Here is a 17126-nt window from a genome sequence, read left to right on the forward strand (position 1 = left end):
TACCTTTACGAACGAGTTGGTCGAGCGTTGTGAGATCGGCTTCCGACAGCACAAACGGTTTAGCGATTTGGCCCATGTCGGAAAGATAGCTACTTTTATCTAACCATTAAATTGGAAGAGTACTAGTACAAAAGTCGATAATGAATTTCTTTTATTAGTACTATCTTCACAATCAAGCAGGAATTATCTACGAGATAAAGCTACTGGTTCATCTGGGAGTATGCCCAAAATTAACCAAAAAACTCTCTTAGAGCTACCAATAACTCTTCCATCAATCGAAGAACAAAAAAATATTGTTAAAATAGCTAAAGAGCTGCTCAATATTTCTGATAGAGTTTTATCGCAATATAAAGAAGCAGTATTGAACTTTACATTATTAGAAAAAGCCATCCTTAGTGAAGCCTTCCAAATAGATGGATTACAATCTTACAATGAAAGTTTAACTTTTAAAGAGATAGAGGACGACCTACAGGAACAAAAGGTAAAATTTGCAAATGAACAAATTTTGTTAAAGAAAAATCGAACAATATATATAAATAGATATTATTTAAAATCGAATGAAATAGATAAAATAAAGACGAAGATTAAAGAAATTACTTTAGAGGATTTTTCGTCTAATGAGTTCCTATCTGCTGAGGATATGAATACAATAAGAAAAAAAATAGGCGAGATTGTTGTAGATTTTGATTATGATGATTTCTGGGCTGTATTTCAAGAATTAACCAACGATGCTATTGGAGAGGATTTAGCTACTCCATTCTTCATTGCTGTGCAACACGAAGGGATAATACAGTATAAAATCAATAGCCATGAAGCTTCAAGAAATTAAAATTTTTAATCGTTACAGAAGCCTAGAGCCAATCCCTGACGGGCAAAAATTCCCTAAGCTTGGTCTTTTAAAAGGTAAGTTAGATCCAATTGCTCTAGTTGGTCTAAATGGTAGTGGAAAATCTAATTTCTTAGAACTATTAGCAGATATTTTCTTTGAACTTGAAGTGTATTTTTTGCAAAAGCAAAATATTTATACAGAAGAAAGTCCCAATTACTTTGCTTTTGCAGATAATAAAAAAAAAGAACCAATTTTCTTTGAGATAAGATATAAAATTAAAGTAGAAGGAGAAGAGCATGAAATAAAAGTAGTGAGAAAGGAAGATAATAAGAATGAGCCTTTGTTTTATATTAAAAGAATAGCTCATGATCTTTTTAGTACTATTAATTATGTAAAACTGCCAAACGATAAATCAACTAGAAAATACTTACCATTAGTTATTGCTTATACATCTGGATTAAATGATTTATTAACCATGCCGTTTGTTGACCTACAAGATTATTACGCACAGCAGGTTGCTAGACAGGCACTTTCGAATAAAGGCTCTCAAGAGAAAATAGTTTCCCCTAACTTACTCTTATTGAATTATGAAAGTAATGCAGCTATAGTTGTTTCTAATTTATTATTAGCTAGTGAGGGCAGGGCTTTCTTATAAAACAGCCTCCACTTGCATAAACTGAATTAGTGAAGAAAATTCATCGGCAAAATTGTCCAGTTGAGCTGCCATATTCTTCGGCTTCAATCGATGCAGTAGATTCATTGTCACTCACCAAGGTCAAGGCTATCCACCACTAAAATGGTACCCATACAAAAAAGTACGGTTCGGAAATGTGCAATATCAGGCTGATAATCAGTACTGTTCTCCTTTGTAAACCTATTCTAGTAGCATACGAATCGTATGCTACTGGAATTAGTGGTTTATGCCTTAGATGACTAAATACAAGAAGGCATTTAATCTGGAAAGTTCAACCCTTTTTTTCGGGTAATATAGTGCCGAGTAATGATCCAATTGATTGAGCCTGACCACTCATTCGTGTATCAGACGCTGGTCGATGGAAACTTAATTGTGGCTGGAGCGCCTTTGACGTCTGGGTGTCCCGTGCTGCAGTTTTTGGCTGCTTTAGCTTATCCATCCCCAGTGATTTAGCTAAATATTTATTGCGGTTCTTCACGTCTGGACGCATGCCATTAAGAAATTCAGAATGAAGTCGGAATAAGGTTTCCAGCAGCTCAGGATCGGTTATGATTAGGTCTTTTTGCCAAGGCTTTAGTTGATACTGTGCCATTACTTCATACCCTTTAATTACTAACTCGTGCGGAGCTAAAGCGCTCAACTTTTCAGCATCTTCCTGTACCCCCTCCACTGCCAGCTGCTGGGCCGTTCGTATTTGAAATTCGAGTTCTACCACCCGCTTGCCCTCTTTGCGGGATGGTTGCCATTCCAAAATGATATTAGCTTTTTGGCGTAATTCACGCTGAGCAACCTCAAGTGCATTGATTTTAAAATCAACGTACCTGTACGATTCTGGACAGTTCAGGATATTGCGTAGCTCTTCCACTAGATACGTAAATCGCATTTTTTTAATGTGAAAATGCATGCTTACAATTTCAAACATACGCTGGGCGTAAACGGATGATAAGGAAAGCATTACGTCCAAATCGTATTTAGTATACCGCTGACCTAGAGCCGCAAAATGAGGCACAACATCCGCTAATAATTTGATTTCAATGAAGCGCCGCCCCTCTGTTAACAAAGACTGAACAAACGGAAACGGGGTAATAAAAATAAATTGATTGTTTCGGTCATCTTTGAACGATATCCGTTTTTTCGACAGCGATTCCGCAGCCTCTGTAATTCGTTCATATCGATCTTTGGTTAATTCACCATAAGGTATAGTGACCACCACGTTTACATCCGGCTGAATCTTACCCTGTACCGCCATATTACCCAATTGATTGACGAGTAAAGTGACGATTTTTTTTTCCAGTTCTGTAAATTCCTGCCGGGATTCTGTAAACAGATTGGACTGATAGTTAGTCGGATACCGGTTAAAAAGCGATAACTGCTGAGGAGTAGGTGCAGCTTTTGGCATGGCTTGATCAGATAGATTTACAAAGGTTATAAATAATCCGTTAAAAAAGTAAATGTGATCAATGCAAATTTACTTTTACTCACTTTTTGACCGACTAAAGCTCACTTTTCTCAATATTTGACCGACCAAACCTCACTTTTCGTCCGGCTAAACCTCACTTTTTCATAAAACTCAAGCAAAAAAGTGGGGATAACTGCTACAATTGTGGGGACGAAATAGACTTAAATGTGGACAAATTGAATTTTATCGGCTGTCTTTAGGATAAAAAACAGATTGGTTTGCTTCTCCCTCCCCCCTACCGACCAAAGCTCACTTTTAAACCGACTAAAGCTCACTTTGCGCACTTGACCGACTAAACCTCACTTTTAAACCGACCAAAACTCACTATTCTTAAATTAACCGACTAAACCTTACCATAGGACCGACTAAACCTCACTATAAATCCGGCCAAAACTCACTTTCTGAATATACTCAGACCGACCAAACCTTGTTTTTTAACCGACCAAACCTTGTTTTGCTTCCCATAACCTTTTAATTATTAGCAGGTTATAGGCTTCCTAAATCAATCAAATAGATATTGATAAAAATCAAAAAATCAAAACGCTAATGTTGATTATATAAAAGGGTAAAAAGGCTAAATTTATATAAACTATTTACCTTACAGGGAAATAGTTATGCTATTTTTGCTAAAAATCCCCCTTATGGCTAAAGCAAAGCAATCTGATCTAGCGCCACTGCCCGCTATTCGGCTACTGTTAAAGCATTATCAAACCGATCTGCAACCTATTATTCATCAGATCAGCGCTTTACCTGTGGAATCTGATCTGGAGTATTACTTTGTTCCGGCAGAGCACATGAAACTGTTTCGACCTTATTACAGGCCGGGCAAGCCTTACAAAAATTTTAAACTTGTCAACTTTGAGCGACCCGCTATATCCCTTACGTTTTATAATAAGCATAAATACCAAATAGGCCGTGGGGTTAAGGCAGCATCGGCGCTGACTATTCTCAAAGAGCAGCGCGACACACTATTTAATAAATCCTATCTGGATCAGCTAACGCCTGGCCAGCAACAAAAGCTACAGGAAATTGATACCTTATTACGAGCGATTCGGCATACGCCCGAAAAATTTGAGTTCTGTACCTCTAACTATGAACATTATTACCGCTACTGGTATTGTTCATTCCGCTACTTTGAAGATCAGGAGCAGATCAAAACCGGCACGGCCAATGAGCATTTACTAAAGCATGTGCAAGCCAGTGACGAAAAGCGATCGGAACAACCTTCAATTGAGCGGCTTAACGTAATCTTTATTGATTCAAAATTCATTACCCGTCCTGTATCGTATGATAATAAACTCATCGACCGGGAATTAGAAAACTATACTGAGAAGGTGAGCTATGGTAAGTCATCACTCTATATCCGTTCAATAGAATAGACTAAATGTGGACTATAGTCCATTTTTTAACCGCTCAGACACAACGAACTTTGCCGTCCTATGGCAGAGGCAAGTCCTATATCAGTGGCATTTGGGAAAGCCATTCGACAAGAACGGCGAAAAAAAGGAATAACTCAGGAGGAGTTGGCCGAAAAGTGTGGGTTAGATCGAACGTACATTTCACAAATTGAACGAGGTCTAAAAAATCCTACCTTACCCGTGGCCTGGGAGTTAGCCATCAATTTGGAGATAAATTTTGTGACATTAATGGCTGCCGCGCTCCAACACATTCCCGGCGCTTCACACTAATTGGGTACTCTTCATAACGAGTACAAAACTTTCGTACAGGATAGGTAAGTGGCTATCTATCAATATCTTGCGAAGAGGATTTCGTTTTAACGCGGGGCCGACCGGCGGTCGGTTTAAAGGAAATAACACTATGAGAGAAGCTATTGTTTTTTACCAAAAACAGTACCAACCCATCTGGAAAGAGGTTCCCTGGCAACCCTTTCCTTTGGAACGAAATATCCTGTTTTGTCCCGATGATACTACCATCCGGAATGTACTTAGTTCGTTAAATAAGATAGATCCATCAACGCCTACACTAGATACGTTTGAACAGGCCACAACGGACCTCCACTGGGCAATCGTCAGCTACGAGGAAGAGTTTGTCTTATATTGGTTATCGCACTACATCCAAGCAGGAGACCGGGGGTTCGTTCTGTACAGATTTCAGCATTTCGTTGCCAGTCCAATTAATTTTCTGGATTTTGGGCGTCGGTTTAAACTGCCCGATGAGTCAACGGCAAAAATTTACCTGGATGTCTTCAGCCGCCTGAATGAGTGGGCAAAGCTGTTGAAATTACCCTATCGCTACGAAGTGGTGCTGGAGGATAAGTATATGGGTTTTCAACAAAATTTCGATAAACCGCTAATGGTCTCTGACGATAATGTAGCTAAACCTGGTCCTATAATCTTATCCCAAAATGGGCTAATTAAATCGAAGACCTCCTTTTGGCGTAGGCTTCGGGCTTGGTGGAAACCTTGACGATACCCAAATAAAATTACATCCGGTCTAGAATTAAAGCACAGGAGCCAATCATAAACGAAAATTTTAATACAGTCCCGTTTTTGTTTTATCCCTGCGTTGTGCTGTTTCGTCCCCTACTATTAATGCTTCGTCCCCAGCCAAGTAACTGCCTGCAATACCTCACTAATCGGCTGATAGTGAAGGACTAGTGATCTCGATTTTAAATCGCCATATTTGATTAAACGCTGGGCTGCCAGTGAGGTAGTTCAACTCGTGTTATTCAACTATGGAAACGGATTACTTTTCACTTCGATTAAGCAGTCTTACTGCCGATTTGCCCATCCATGCCGATCAGCAGCAGTCGGCCGTCACAGCCGCACAAAACACGTTCGAAGAACTACGTCGGCAAGGCGTACCACTTCAGCAAGCCCTCGAAAACGCCGAGTCGGTGTTACTCGAAACCATCACTCCTACCCTGGACGCGGCCAGCCGACTAAAAGACATCCTGGCTGACGATTTCGACCAGCAGCCTGAACTGGCCAGCTCGCCCCACTTCCCCGTTCTGCTACAGAAATTTATGTCCTGGCTGGTTGAGCCTCAGAGCCGATTGGCCAATGCCTACATCATTGGATTAATCACGGAGTACCGCGATAAACACCTGACCCATGGCGTTTAATCATCGCGCGCATTTAGCCGCCAACCTGGAAGCCTTACGGCTGGCGTTTCTGGTCGAGGAGCGCACCAAAGCCGCTAACCCGGCTGAATTGACCGCTGACGAACGAGCGATTTTATCGGCCTACAGTGGCTTTGGTGCCCTAAAATCGGTCCTACTGCCCATTCAGGATGATAAATTTTGGACGACTGCCTTGGATAATCAGCTGCGTCCCGGTGTTCAGCAACTGCACCAGTTAATAACCCAGGCCGCTGGCGATCGGGCGGAGGCGTACCTATCCGGCATCCGAAATAACGTCCTGTCTGGGTTTTATACGCCCCCGCAGCTTGTGGAGCAGGTCGGCAAGGAACTGGCCAGCGCTATGGGTTCTGCGCCTATTCACTACTTAGATCCATCAGCCGGAACTGGCATTTTTCCCCAGGCTTTTGCCCAGGGTGGTCTTCCGATCGGAGCCGCGCAGCTGATCGAAAAAGACCCGGCTACCGCCCTGGTCCTCAAAGCACTTTACCCGCAGTATACCGTTGCCAATAAAGGGTTTGAAGAAACGGGCCGTCAGCTTAATGATCGCTTCGATCTGGTGGCTAGCAATATTCCCTTTGGCAACGTCGCGATTTGGGATGAGGCCCTGGCCAACAGTAAAGACAAACAGCGCCGGTCGGCCTGCGCCCGGCTACATACGTATTTCAGCGTCAAAAGTGTGGACGCACTTCGGGAAGGCGGCGTAGCGGCTATTCTGACGACGGACGCCCTGCTGAATTCCCCCGCGAATGAGCCGGTCCGTCAGTACCTGATGAAGACCTGCGACCTGCTGTCCGCCGTTCGATTGCCCCATAACCTGTTTACCGACTATGCCGGCACGAGCGTCGGTAGCGATCTTGTTTTGCTTCAGAAACGAAGCGGCAAAACGGCACTCACCGATCAGGAAAGGAAATTTGTCAAGTCCACCGTTAGCCCCGCCAAGACGGTTATCAATGAACTGTTTGCTAAAGGGGAAAACATCGTTGCCACCAGCCAGAGAATCGACACCGATCAATACGGCAAACCCGCGTTGCTCTATGAGTACGAAGGTGGGCTGGACAAAATCGCCCAGCAGGTTGGCCGCTATGTGGGTGAGGATATGGCCCGCACCTTCCGGCAACAAAGCTTTGAGCAGCATAAGATGCAATCTACCGCGCAGCGGGTCCAACCAAGCCGGGCCGCGGACCGCTCCGCATCGCCCCTGTTTGTGCAGGGAGAATTGTTTGCCGTGAGTGAAGCCGCGATTCGCCCACCTCGTCCGTTAACCCTGCCCTTGGAGGAATTTTACCAGGTGGGTAGTCTGGTGTTCCAACAAGGCGAGGTCGGTCGGTTGGCTCCTGACTATAAAACCCTGGAGACAATGCCTGGCCAGATGGACCACGCCCGGCTAGGAGCCATGCTCCAAATCCGGGATGCCTACGAGCGGTTGTACCGTCGGGAAACCCAGTCCCAGCAGCTACAGCCCGACTTGCGCCTGGCCCTAAATACGGCCTACGGTGCTTTTATAACGCGCTACGGAGCCATCAATGAAGGTAAGAATGCGGGGCTGGCGCTGCTCGACCCCAATGGCCGCAGCCTGCTGGCGCTAGAGCAGGCCAATGCGAACAAACAGTTTATTCGGGCGGATATTTTCAATCAGCCCGTCAGCATTCAGCAGGCCAAGGTGGTGCAGTTCACCGCCCAGGATGCCCTGACGGCTTGCCTGAGTAAACTGGGTCGGGTTGATATGGACTATGTCCAGGAACTCACCAAACTGACCGGGCCGCAGCTCGTTAAGGAGCTGGACGGGCAGATCCTGTACAATCCGCTAGAACAGCAGTACCAGACGCCAACTACCCTAGTTAGTGGAAACGTGGTGGAGAAGCTGGAAGCGATGGAAGTGCTGGCAGCCGATCCACTGGCCGGGCCTGCCCTCAGAGCCCTCCGGGAGGGCCAGCCCACGCCCATTAGCTTCGATGAACTGGATTTTAATTTAGGGGAACGCTGGATACCAACCGAAATCTACGAACGCTTTGCGAAGGATTTATTCGGTAGTAACCTCACGGTGACCTATGCGCCTTCCGTAGACGAATTCAGCGTCGATCTGCCCTCGTGGCACTATAAGAATGCTACTATTACCCAGCAGTACGCCGTACAGGGACAATTCCGGATGTATGATGGTCTGACCCTGATGGAGTATGCGTTGTATAATACAACCCCCAACATCAATAAGGAAGGGCCAGACGGGGAGAAGATACTCGATGGCGAAGCGACCCAGTTGGCCGCCACTAAAATTGAACAGATCCGTACCGCTTTTGTCGAATGGCTACCCACCCAGAACCCGCAGTTAAAACAGGACCTGGCTGATCGCTACAACCGGTTGTACAATTGCTTTGTCAAACCGCAGTATGACGGTGCTCACCAACAGTTTCCCGATTTAAACCTTAAAGGACTGGGCATACCCGGTTTATACGGATCGCAGAAGGATGTAACCTGGATGCTGCTTCAAAACGGCGGGGGTATCGCCGATCATGAGGTTGGAACCGGTAAAACGCTCATTATGACGGTAGCCTCCTACGAGATGAAGCGGTTAGGTCTGGTCAATAAACCCATGATCCTGGCCATGAAAGCCAATGTCAACCAGATTGCCGAAACCTACCGGACGGCTTATCCCAATGCCAGGCTGCTTTACCCCGGTCAGGATGACTTCACGCCGGCCAACCGGGAACGGTTCCTGAACTCGATTAAAAACGGGGCCTGGGATTGTATCATTCTAACCCATGATCAGTTCGCCCGCATTCCCCAGGCCCCCGACGTGCAGCAGAAAGTTATGCGGGACGAGCTGCGCAACCTGGAGAAAGATTTAAAGACGTTGGCCAAAACGGGAGGTACCATTTCCAAATCGCTACTGAAAGGATTAGAAACTAGAAAAGCCAACCTAACATCTAAACTGTTGAGGTTGCAAAGTGAACTGGATAAAAAGACGGATTCGGTTCCCCATTTCGGTACAATGGGCATCGATCACTTGTTTATCGATGAATCGCATCAGTTTAAGAATTTACAGTTTACGACCCGCCACAACCGGGTTGCCGGATTGGGCAGTCCGGAAGGCAGCCAGCGGGCCACCAACCTGCTCTACGCCGTGCGCAGCATCCAGGAGCGAACGGGTAAAGATCTGGGCGCGACGTTCCTGTCCGGTACGACCATCACCAACTCGCTGACGGAAATGTACTTGCTGTTTAAGTACTTACGACCAAAGGAGATGGCCCGGCAGCATATCGACAATTTCGATGCCTGGGCCGCGGTTTACGCCAAGAAAACGTCGGATTACGAGTACAGTGTAACCAATCAACTACTGGTCAAAGAACGCTTCCGCCATTTCATTAAAGTGCCCGAACTGGCCCAGTTTTATAGCCAGATCACCGACTACCGAACGGCTTCGATGGTGGGCCTCGACCGCCCTAAAGCGGTTGATAGGCTGATCAGCCTGCCGCCAACGCCGGATCAGGCCGACTTCAACAAAAAACTGATTGAATTCGCCAAAACCGGCGACGGAACGATACTGGGTCGTGCGCCCCTGTCGGAAAAAGAGCAAACGGCGAAAATGCTCATTGCCACCAACTACGCCAAAAAAGCCGCGTTGGACATGCGGTTGATTGACCCAAGCCTGGCCGATCACCCGAGCAGTAAACTCTCCCGTTGTGCAGCGCTGATCGCCAGCCACTACCATGAGAGCGCCCCTTACCAAGGAACACAAATGGTCTTTTGTGATACGGGTACGTATAAACCAGGCGCTACCTGGAACGCTTACAGCGCCCTGCGCGACAAACTAGTTCAGGACTATGGCATCCCTGACCATCAGATTCGGTTTGCTCAGGAGTGCAAAAATGACAAGGAACGGAATGCACTGTGGGATATGGCCAATACGGGTGAGGTGCGCGTGCTGATCGGCTCGACGGGAACGATGGGTACCGGCGTAAACGCGCAGAAGCGGGTGGTCGCCATGTACCATCTGGATATCCCCTGGAAACCGGCTGAGCTCGACCAGCGCGTTGGACGTGGTTCACGAACCGGCAATGTTGTCGCCCGTGATCACTTTAATAACGAAGTTAAAAACTACGTCTTCGCTACCGAGCAGTCCTTGGACAACTATAAGTTTAATTTACTGCACACCAAGGCCACCTTTATCGCGCAGATCAAGAGCGGAGCAATGACGGGTCGTCGGTTAGACGAAGGTGCCTTTGATGAGGCTACGGGCATGAACTTTTCGGAGTACGTGGCCATCTTATCGGGCAATCAAGACCTACTCCAAAAAGCCCGGTTAGAAAAACAGATCACCGCATTGGAAAGTGAATTGAAGTTATTTCAGAAGGAGGGCTACAAAGCGGGGTCGATGCTAACGGAGGTAACGAATTCGGTGGAGAAAGCGCAGAAAACGTTATCGCAGCTTCAGGCTGATTATACAAAGCTGACCGCCGTTACTCAATTTGATAAAGAAGGTAATCTACCCAATGCCGTAAAAATTACGTTAACGAACAAGCCGATCACTAAACTGAAAGAGTTGGGTGAATACATCAATCAGGTTGATCAACAAGTAGACACCAAGGGCGGCCTAAAGCAGCTGGGCACCTTACACGGTTTCGGCTTATACGTGCGAACCGATGCTGGCTACCGTGTCGATGGAAAGGCAGTTAAAGAAAATGCCTTTATTGTCAAAGGTGATCAACTAACGTACTCGTATAACAATGGCTATTTAAGCGGCCACAGTCCAGACGTAGCGGCCCGGCAGTTTGTTCGGGGACTCGAAAAAATTCCTTCCCTGATGGAATCACAGCGGGAAAAAATTGACAACTTAACCCAGCAGCATAAACTGTTGACAGACATCGTAGCCAAGCCCTGGGGCAAACGGGATAAACTTCAGGATTTAAGATCAGAGCTGCGCCAGGTCGAAACACGCCTGCAAACGATTGGACAGGAAAAAGAACCGCAACAAACGAAACACATCGAAAAAACGACGGTTAAAAAGCAACAGGATCAAAGCATAGAAATTGCTTAATGTACATTTCATGTACCAAAACAGATAGGTCCCTAGTGTAAGTCGTCAACCAAAAGTGGACAAGTGATATCGAGACGTAACCCGACAAGCTTTAAAAAATAAAAACACTGGGTAAGTGTACCTAACTAAAATAGCTCACCCTTCTTTTAGCGCCTAACCGAATGAATGGCGACGAAAAAGCTGAGGTTTCGTTCATAAGTGAGTGGTTTGGCCATTGTGGTTAAGAATGAGCGTAAAGGTTGTTCCATTTTTGCGGCCTACTAAATACAATGTCGTCGCCAGCATAACAACCAAGGTGCAACACAACGAAAAAATGCCCCACAAGGTCTTGAAAAAAGTAAAGCTGGGCAGCAGATCAAGCAAGCCATCTATTCCGTGTTTAGGTCGTTCATCAGGTGCAGGATTATAAAGAGATAGCCGGGATGCGCTTGAGCGCGGTATCGTACCGCTGTACAGAAAACCATCGTGAAAATCAGCCGGCTCGTCCGTTACAAGCGGGTGAGTATGAAGAAAGGCCTGTAGTTTCTGGGCGTAAAGTTTAGCCCGCTCAGGGTGATCATAAATCTGAGCCAAACCGAATTGAACAAACGTCTGCGCGGTTGAGTCACTGATGCCGCTCAAGGCGTAGTGTAGACTGGATGTTGGTAGATCAATTAACCCCTTGAAATGATCTGCCTGTTGCCATTTTTTCATTAGGGAATCCCCACTGGCTGGGGAATTACAATAGCCGGGTTCCGCTAGCAGAGCCAGTAAACCACCTAGTAGTATAGAATAGATTTTCATCGCTTAGAAATAAGTAGTGATCAGTCCGGCCGTTGAAACGTCTTAGGCCCAGACTCGCGGTTGAGTTGTTCGTAGTAAATCTTTTGCCAGAATTCCCGGTGCCTGGCCACCGCCTTTACCGGGTCAGCGGTTTTATTCTTACTGTAGTACCTTACCGGGTGAACGGGCTTATCCTCCTTACAAACCGGACAATAGTAGGTCTGGTTTTTTTTAGAATGAGCCCGTTTTGCTACGCTGACGCTGCCGCAGCATTGACAAGCCAGCCGCGTAGTGGTCGGTAGGCTCGTCAGCAGTGCTTCGTCACTTTGCTAAAGGATGTTTTCTCGGATCTGGGCAGCGGTCATTTGCGTGAAGGAGATAAGCTAAAGACAACACCGGAGCCGGTACGAGAGCAGAAATGAACGATGAATTCTGCGATCAGAAAACTGACAATGCAGAGTGAAACCAGGATCAATACCAGGCTTAAAAAGGCCATTGGAAGCGATTTACGCTTAAAAATGTTAAGTTCCATGTAGCTATTAATGAGTTTAGAGAGTCCAAAAAAGACTGGCTTCCTACTCCGTACCTTTACTGTCGGTAGGCTGATTGGGGTATTGAGCACGGAATGGGTTAAGGAATTTATCCGAAGGTTTATAGGATTACCTGTCAAACGGGGAAGATAACGATCAGGCTGTAGGTATAACTAACCTTCTGCAACGGGCGGATTCGGAATGGCAAATCGGTCGGCCTGCCTATCGGTCGGAAAATGGTCCTTAAACATGGCTATGAATTGATCCGATTGAGATGGCTTATCAAGATCAATTTCACTAGTTACCTCATCACCTATGGCATCGGTATCGTTCTGGGTAAGCGCAAGGAAATCAATTTCGGCTTGCAGGTTTGGGTTAACCCGTTGGGTTGTCTGCAACTCTATAATCGAATCCCAGCTTACGTCTGTCGACTTTTGATCATCTAAAGACCCAGTAGCCGGTAAACTAGCCGCTTCATACCCCTCCGAAGTGACCATCTCCTGAGCAGGCCACAGAGATGCTGGAATCGCCCAGCCGTTAAGCACTATTCGGCTATACCATAATAAAACAAGATTGAAATCAGGAGCCCGGTACGCTGATTCGTCAACCCCCCAATTTGCATACAGCCGTTTGACAAAGGGCTTTGTTTCCAGTAAAATACGCCCGAAAAGCGCACGGACCTCTTGAAAATTATCCGCCGTTAGGTTCAACTCGCCTAGCATAGCCGTCACTTGATATTCCAAATCGATCGCCAGTGAATACTGGCGGAATTGAAGGGCACCATAGAGTTCGTTACGGAACTGGTAGGTAGCTTTTGATTCGAGAAACGAGTGTTCTGGTTTGTCTACTGTAGCAGGCAGAGCCAGCAAAATTCCCTGATCAGTGAAATCGCTGATCAGTTGACGAGCTTGCTCATACTGAAAATTGGTGAGCGCAAGCAGCTGTTTATAACGGTCCAAACTAATCATACTAGTAAGGGAAGTAACGGTTAAAATTGCCTTTATCGGTACTGAAATCGTGTAAAAAAGTGCTCCCATAGGCTGTCGGATAGGTAAGCGTTTACCCAAGGGGCGACTATCCATTGATACAGGAGAAAAACGATTAGAAACAAAGCCAATAACACCAGCCATTCTTGCCAGGAAGCCGATGATCTACTTTTTCGCTCACGAGTAGCTGGCGGGGTAGAAACTGGCTCTGGCGACGATTTGAGTGCTACCATGTTAGTTAACCGCCCTTAAGGTGAAGGTTGTATCTTTCGATTGTCCCATCGAATCAACCACACGAAGCGTTAGCGCATGAGAACCTGAATCAGTCGGCAGGTACGTGAGTGTATCGCTCAATAACCGGCTCATGTTGGCTGAAACGACGATTTTTCCACCAGGCGCTAGAACCTTGTTGTTCAGCAACAATACCGCTTTACGGGGAGCTGCTACCTGCCAGGAGAGTCGATAGGCATTGCCCGACGTGAGGTATTCTGGCTTAATACCAAAGCCCACAGAGGTTGGTTTTTGCCAGGGAATCGACGCCGGGAACGCATCCATCTCCAGTTGAAAAGGAAACGTTCGCTGTATATCGAGCGATTCAGTTTGACAGGCTGCAACCGCCAGTAATAGGCCGCAGGCCCAGTAAATTGACGTTTTCATCGGAAGAAACAGTAACGGATACCCAGGTATCCAGTGGTGCGAAACGTAGAAACTTCTGAAAACGGGATGTACCGTTCAGTGACTCCACCAACAAGAGCCAGCGCCGGGCCTACGTATGCTTCAGCTTCCAGCCCAAGCTGAGGCCCAATGGCACCTGTTGACTTATTCTGTATGATGCCTTCGGCAATATTTGACTGGTTGCGGTTGACCGATTCATAGCCTACATAGAGACCCACTGTTGGCGCAACATAGAGCCAGCGGTGAGTCGTATAGAAACCGCACGGTACATACTCCACGGCTAACCAATAGTGCTCCACCAAAGGTTGAGGCCTAGTCTGGGCTTCATAATACTTACGCATGTACGTAAAGGAAGCTTTCCAATACCGCTCGTTTTTGCGGTACCATACGTAATCAACGGCCCCCATATAGCCGCTATCCGGTGCATGGGGCGAGGCTATATGGGGTATGTTATCAACGATACCTACTACACAACTAACCGCTGTCTGGCCTTTTATATGCCGCTGCGCAGAGGCCTGTCGGACTACTAATAAACTCGCGAAAAGCAGGGCTATCTGAATCGTTTTCATAAGGTATCGGCGTCTAAAATATCTTGGTTAGCCATCGTGAAGGAAACGGTGCGCCCCCCGTTTTTCTCCCCTAGAATAATTTGAACAACCTTGTCATCGGGGATGGTAAACTTTTGAAAGGCGTATACTTTTTCAACCGTTTGATGACCGGGAATTATGACTAACGGTTTGTTATATACGTAGAGGGGAGTCACCTCTAATTCCTGATGGGATGTCACTTTCGCAATCGTCTTATCCGTAATAAAAAAACGGATATAGTCCAGGTCGTAATTAATAGCAGATTTGTTCTTTATCCCTATCTTATAATAGAGTACGTTGTCCTTATAGTACAGTCCCCGTACGCTCGCCTGGATGTCGTATTTGTTAATGCCAACATGTTTGACCCGTCGGCGCTGATCGATAATGTGCGCACAGTTTTGTACGATCTCCTGTTGCGACGTGTTTACCCCAGCAAAATTGACAATTGTACCTTTCTGGTTAACCGAGCGGGCTTTCTGTTGAACAACGCCATCCTCATTCACCGATAAATCTAGAGCCAACATCGTGGGATATTCGTTGTAATTCACCACGAAGCTGTAAAACTGGCCATCAGCGGTCATAACACTAAAGTTCGTTTCATTAAAACCAATGCTGGACGCTTTTACGCGTAACACGTTATCAACCGCATTGGCTTTATCGGCAATAATATCCTTCGAGCCTAAATCAACCGACCGAATAGGTGATTTGAATAGAATACAGGTCGTTTTGTTAAAGGCTAAATCAACATAGTAGGACCGAATGACGTTCCGATCCTGAATGGGAATAGAGCCATAGGAAAACACAGTGGGCAGTGTGGGAGCTTCTCCCGGCATCCCTGCACGGGCGTTACCGGGTGTAACCGCGCTAGGTGGCGCTGAATGGCTGTTTCCGTTCACCCGTTTGCGTAAGGAGTCAAGCCGTTGCGCTAGAGAATTGGTTTTGCTTGGCGTCGAATTTTTCCCCGAGTCAGGAGCCTGAGCGAAGGCTATCCGGTTCATGACGAAAAGAAAAGCGGTTAGATACAATACATTTTTCATAGCCGAAACTTATTTAAGCAGGACGTAATAATTGTTTTTGAGGGTAGCTTTCTGAACGGATACCTTACGGGAAAGAAAACTACGTCCTCCCTGAAGACCGGCTTGTAACGCCGAAGCCGCTGCTACGGCTGGAACATTGGTTGAATAAACGGGTGCTGAAACATTGAAACCCTGGCCTGCCTGAGCGACCACCTGACGACCTTGTTCGACCGCCAGCACGTTCGGTACATAGATGCCGGACAAGCCATCCATATCGTACACGGTTAGTCTCATGGGCAAAATACGTCCCTCATATTGTACTTGGTTGATGGCAATGTTGACTCGTTGTCGACCAAAATTGGCCACCCCGTATAGTAAACACCCCTCAGGAATCAGGCGGCCACGTAGCGTGATCGTTTCCAAAAGCCGGAGCGTGACCCGGCCTCCCGATGTAATTACCTGGTCGGAAAAAACCATTGCTTTCACGGTTACTGAAAGCGAATCCTCCGTAGCGTCCATCTGCTGCTTACGCATATCAGACTGAAGACCATAAAAACTGTTTTTACCCGTGGGACCGTTCAGTGACGAGACGGTTGTTACCTCAACCGTTTCGGGCTTGAGGGCGCGTCCCTGCGCTTCCTGTTGCCGTTTCAGTTTATCCGCCTTGTATTCCTGGAGTAGCGCTAATAATTTTTTCTCCTTCTCGATGGCTGCTTTCGTTTTAGCGGGGCTCTCATCTCCGTCATCCTCCTGCTCATCCGATAACAGATCAGCGCGAACCGATGATGACTTGGCTGATTTACGGCTTCTGGAAAAGGTACGAGGGGGAATGGTTGACGTATCGGGTTCTTGATAAATTTCTTTAGGCACACCGTTTCCATAAATGTAGGAATCGGCTTCTCCACGACGAGGCATATCCAGTTGCGGAGTTCCTGGAACATTCGAGTTAAGTCCCCGTTCTCCCCGATCTGGCATGGCCAGCGGCTGTGCATCAGCCGCCAGCTCTAGTTTGGATCGGGATGGCAGGCCCGTTGAATCGCCCGCATTGGGCAAATTTGCGTTCAGGCTGACAGGAAGCTTACCCGTCTCCGTCTCTTTAGGCCGCGTGTGATGGATGAAATAATAGATAATAAGAATCAGGCAAACGCCAGCCCCTGTCAGGAACGTTACGAAACGTTTATCCTGAAATAGCTGCTTGATTCTACTTCCGTCGAAGCGGTCCAACGCTTGGTTGTTGTCCATGTTGTTTTTGATTTGTAGGAGTCGGAAAATGGCCGGGCCTCGCTAGGTCAGGCCTCGCCAGGCCGGAACGCGCCAGGCTGGTAGCCGTATGATACACACTTAGGCAACTCAGTAAAAGCAGGACCACTAAAGCGGAAATCAACTGAATTTTTTGAGTGCGGACGGGCTGCGTTTCCCATATACGAACGAGCTTTCCAAGCCACGTGACGAA

The 17126-nt window shown here is 46.6% G+C and carries 14 protein-coding genes and 1 pseudogene; 7 read left to right on the top strand and 8 right to left on the bottom strand.

Annotated elements, in window-relative coordinates; genetic code table 11:
* Positions 1-142 precede the first annotated feature (142 nt).
* Positions 143-829 (top strand): annotated as a pseudogene (locus tag GJR95_RS11455) (restriction endonuclease subunit S); the annotation flags it as partial.
* Positions 810-1484 carry an AAA family ATPase gene (locus tag GJR95_RS11460; protein ID WP_162385988.1) on the top strand — a complete coding sequence of 225 codons (675 nt, stop codon included), beginning with the start codon at positions 810-812 and terminating at the stop codon, positions 1482-1484. The pseudogene GJR95_RS11455 and the gene GJR95_RS11460, both read left to right, overlap by 20 nt.
* Positions 1485-1794: 310 nt before the next feature.
* On the opposite strand, the gene GJR95_RS11465 is transcribed toward GJR95_RS11460, so the two are convergent.
* Positions 1795-2922, bottom strand: a complete 1128-nt coding sequence (locus GJR95_RS11465; protein ID WP_162385989.1) for a replication initiation protein — start codon at positions 2920-2922, stop codon at positions 1795-1797.
* Between the two features lie 701 nt (positions 2923-3623).
* Here GJR95_RS11465 and GJR95_RS11470 point away from each other — a divergent pair.
* The 5 genes from GJR95_RS11470 to GJR95_RS11490 all read left to right on the top strand — a co-directional run bounded on the left by GJR95_RS11470 (position 3624) and on the right by GJR95_RS11490 (position 11117).
* Positions 3624-4361 carry a hypothetical protein gene (locus GJR95_RS11470; RefSeq protein ID WP_162385990.1) on the top strand — a complete coding sequence of 246 codons (738 nt, stop codon included), beginning with the start codon at positions 3624-3626 and terminating at the stop codon, positions 4359-4361.
* Between the two features lie 60 nt (positions 4362-4421).
* A complete protein-coding gene (locus GJR95_RS11475; protein ID WP_162385991.1) occupies positions 4422-4670 on the top strand; it encodes a helix-turn-helix domain-containing protein in 249 nt (82 codons plus the stop codon).
* Positions 4671-4800: 130 nt separating this feature from the next.
* Positions 4801-5409: a hypothetical protein gene (locus GJR95_RS11480; protein ID WP_162385992.1), complete on the top strand. Its 609-nt coding sequence runs from the start codon at positions 4801-4803 to the stop codon at positions 5407-5409.
* Between the two features lie 268 nt (positions 5410-5677).
* Positions 5678-6067: a hypothetical protein gene (locus GJR95_RS11485; protein ID WP_162385993.1), complete on the top strand. Its 390-nt coding sequence runs from the start codon at positions 5678-5680 to the stop codon at positions 6065-6067.
* Positions 6057-11117, top strand: a complete 5061-nt coding sequence (locus GJR95_RS11490; RefSeq protein ID WP_162385994.1) for an N-6 DNA methylase — start codon at positions 6057-6059, stop codon at positions 11115-11117. The genes GJR95_RS11485 and GJR95_RS11490 overlap by 11 nt, the downstream gene beginning before the upstream one ends.
* 192 nt (positions 11118-11309) lie before the next feature.
* Here the strand turns inward: GJR95_RS11490 and GJR95_RS11495 are convergent, their stop codons facing one another.
* The 7 genes from GJR95_RS11495 to traM form a co-directional block, all read right to left on the bottom strand.
* Positions 11310-11900 (bottom strand): hypothetical protein, encoded by a 591-nt coding sequence (locus tag GJR95_RS11495; protein ID WP_162385995.1) that lies wholly within the window; start codon positions 11898-11900, stop codon positions 11310-11312.
* 340 nt (positions 11901-12240) lie between these two features.
* Positions 12241-12411 (bottom strand): hypothetical protein, encoded by a 171-nt coding sequence (locus GJR95_RS11500; protein ID WP_162385996.1) that lies wholly within the window; start codon positions 12409-12411, stop codon positions 12241-12243.
* Between the two features lie 171 nt (positions 12412-12582).
* Positions 12583-13377: a hypothetical protein gene (locus GJR95_RS11505; protein ID WP_162385997.1), complete on the bottom strand. Its 795-nt coding sequence runs from the start codon at positions 13375-13377 to the stop codon at positions 12583-12585.
* A gap of 252 nt (positions 13378-13629) precedes the next feature.
* On the bottom strand, positions 13630-14052 hold the full coding sequence (locus GJR95_RS11510) for a TraQ conjugal transfer family protein (protein WP_162385998.1): 423 nt from the start codon (positions 14050-14052) through the stop codon (positions 13630-13632).
* Complete coding sequence (locus GJR95_RS11515; RefSeq protein ID WP_162385999.1) at positions 14049-14639, bottom strand: conjugal transfer protein TraO; 591 nt, start codon at positions 14637-14639, stop codon at positions 14049-14051. Before GJR95_RS11515 ends, GJR95_RS11510 begins: the two co-directional genes overlap by 4 nt.
* Complete coding sequence (traN, locus tag GJR95_RS11520) at positions 14636-15694, bottom strand: conjugative transposon protein TraN (RefSeq protein WP_232541155.1); 1059 nt, start codon at positions 15692-15694, stop codon at positions 14636-14638. Before traN ends, GJR95_RS11515 begins: the two co-directional genes overlap by 4 nt.
* A gap of 9 nt (positions 15695-15703) precedes the next feature.
* Entirely contained in the window at positions 15704-16915 is a 1212-nt protein-coding gene (gene traM, locus GJR95_RS11525; RefSeq protein WP_162386000.1) for a conjugative transposon protein TraM, read from the bottom strand.
* Between the last annotated feature and the right edge of the window lie 211 nt (positions 16916-17126).

Source organism: Spirosoma endbachense, assembly GCF_010233585.1.
In the GTDB taxonomy this organism is placed as follows: domain Bacteria; phylum Bacteroidota; class Bacteroidia; order Cytophagales; family Spirosomataceae; genus Spirosoma; species Spirosoma endbachense.

Coding starts and splice junctions, on each gene's coding strand:
- GJR95_RS11460 (WP_162385988.1), top strand. CDS start 810: ATGAAGCTTCAAGAAATTAAAATTTTTAATCGTTACAGAAGCCTAGAG.
- GJR95_RS11465 (WP_162385989.1), bottom strand. CDS start 2,922: ATGCCAAAAGCTGCACCTACTCCTCAGCAGTTATCGCTTTTTAACCGG.
- GJR95_RS11470 (WP_162385990.1), top strand. CDS start 3,624: ATGGCTAAAGCAAAGCAATCTGATCTAGCGCCACTGCCCGCTATTCGG.
- GJR95_RS11475 (WP_162385991.1), top strand. CDS start 4,422: ATGGCAGAGGCAAGTCCTATATCAGTGGCATTTGGGAAAGCCATTCGA.
- GJR95_RS11480 (WP_162385992.1), top strand. CDS start 4,801: ATGAGAGAAGCTATTGTTTTTTACCAAAAACAGTACCAACCCATCTGG.
- GJR95_RS11485 (WP_162385993.1), top strand. CDS start 5,678: ATGGAAACGGATTACTTTTCACTTCGATTAAGCAGTCTTACTGCCGAT.
- GJR95_RS11490 (WP_162385994.1), top strand. CDS start 6,057: ATGGCGTTTAATCATCGCGCGCATTTAGCCGCCAACCTGGAAGCCTTA.
- GJR95_RS11495 (WP_162385995.1), bottom strand. CDS start 11,900: ATGAAAATCTATTCTATACTACTAGGTGGTTTACTGGCTCTGCTAGCG.
- GJR95_RS11500 (WP_162385996.1), bottom strand. CDS start 12,411: ATGGAACTTAACATTTTTAAGCGTAAATCGCTTCCAATGGCCTTTTTA.
- GJR95_RS11505 (WP_162385997.1), bottom strand. CDS start 13,377: ATGATTAGTTTGGACCGTTATAAACAGCTGCTTGCGCTCACCAATTTT.
- GJR95_RS11510 (WP_162385998.1), bottom strand. CDS start 14,052: ATGAAAACGTCAATTTACTGGGCCTGCGGCCTATTACTGGCGGTTGCA.
- GJR95_RS11515 (WP_162385999.1), bottom strand. CDS start 14,639: ATGAAAACGATTCAGATAGCCCTGCTTTTCGCGAGTTTATTAGTAGTC.
- traN (WP_232541155.1), bottom strand. CDS start 15,694: ATGAAAAATGTATTGTATCTAACCGCTTTTCTTTTCGTCATGAACCGG.
- traM (WP_162386000.1), bottom strand. CDS start 16,915: ATGGACAACAACCAAGCGTTGGACCGCTTCGACGGAAGTAGAATCAAG.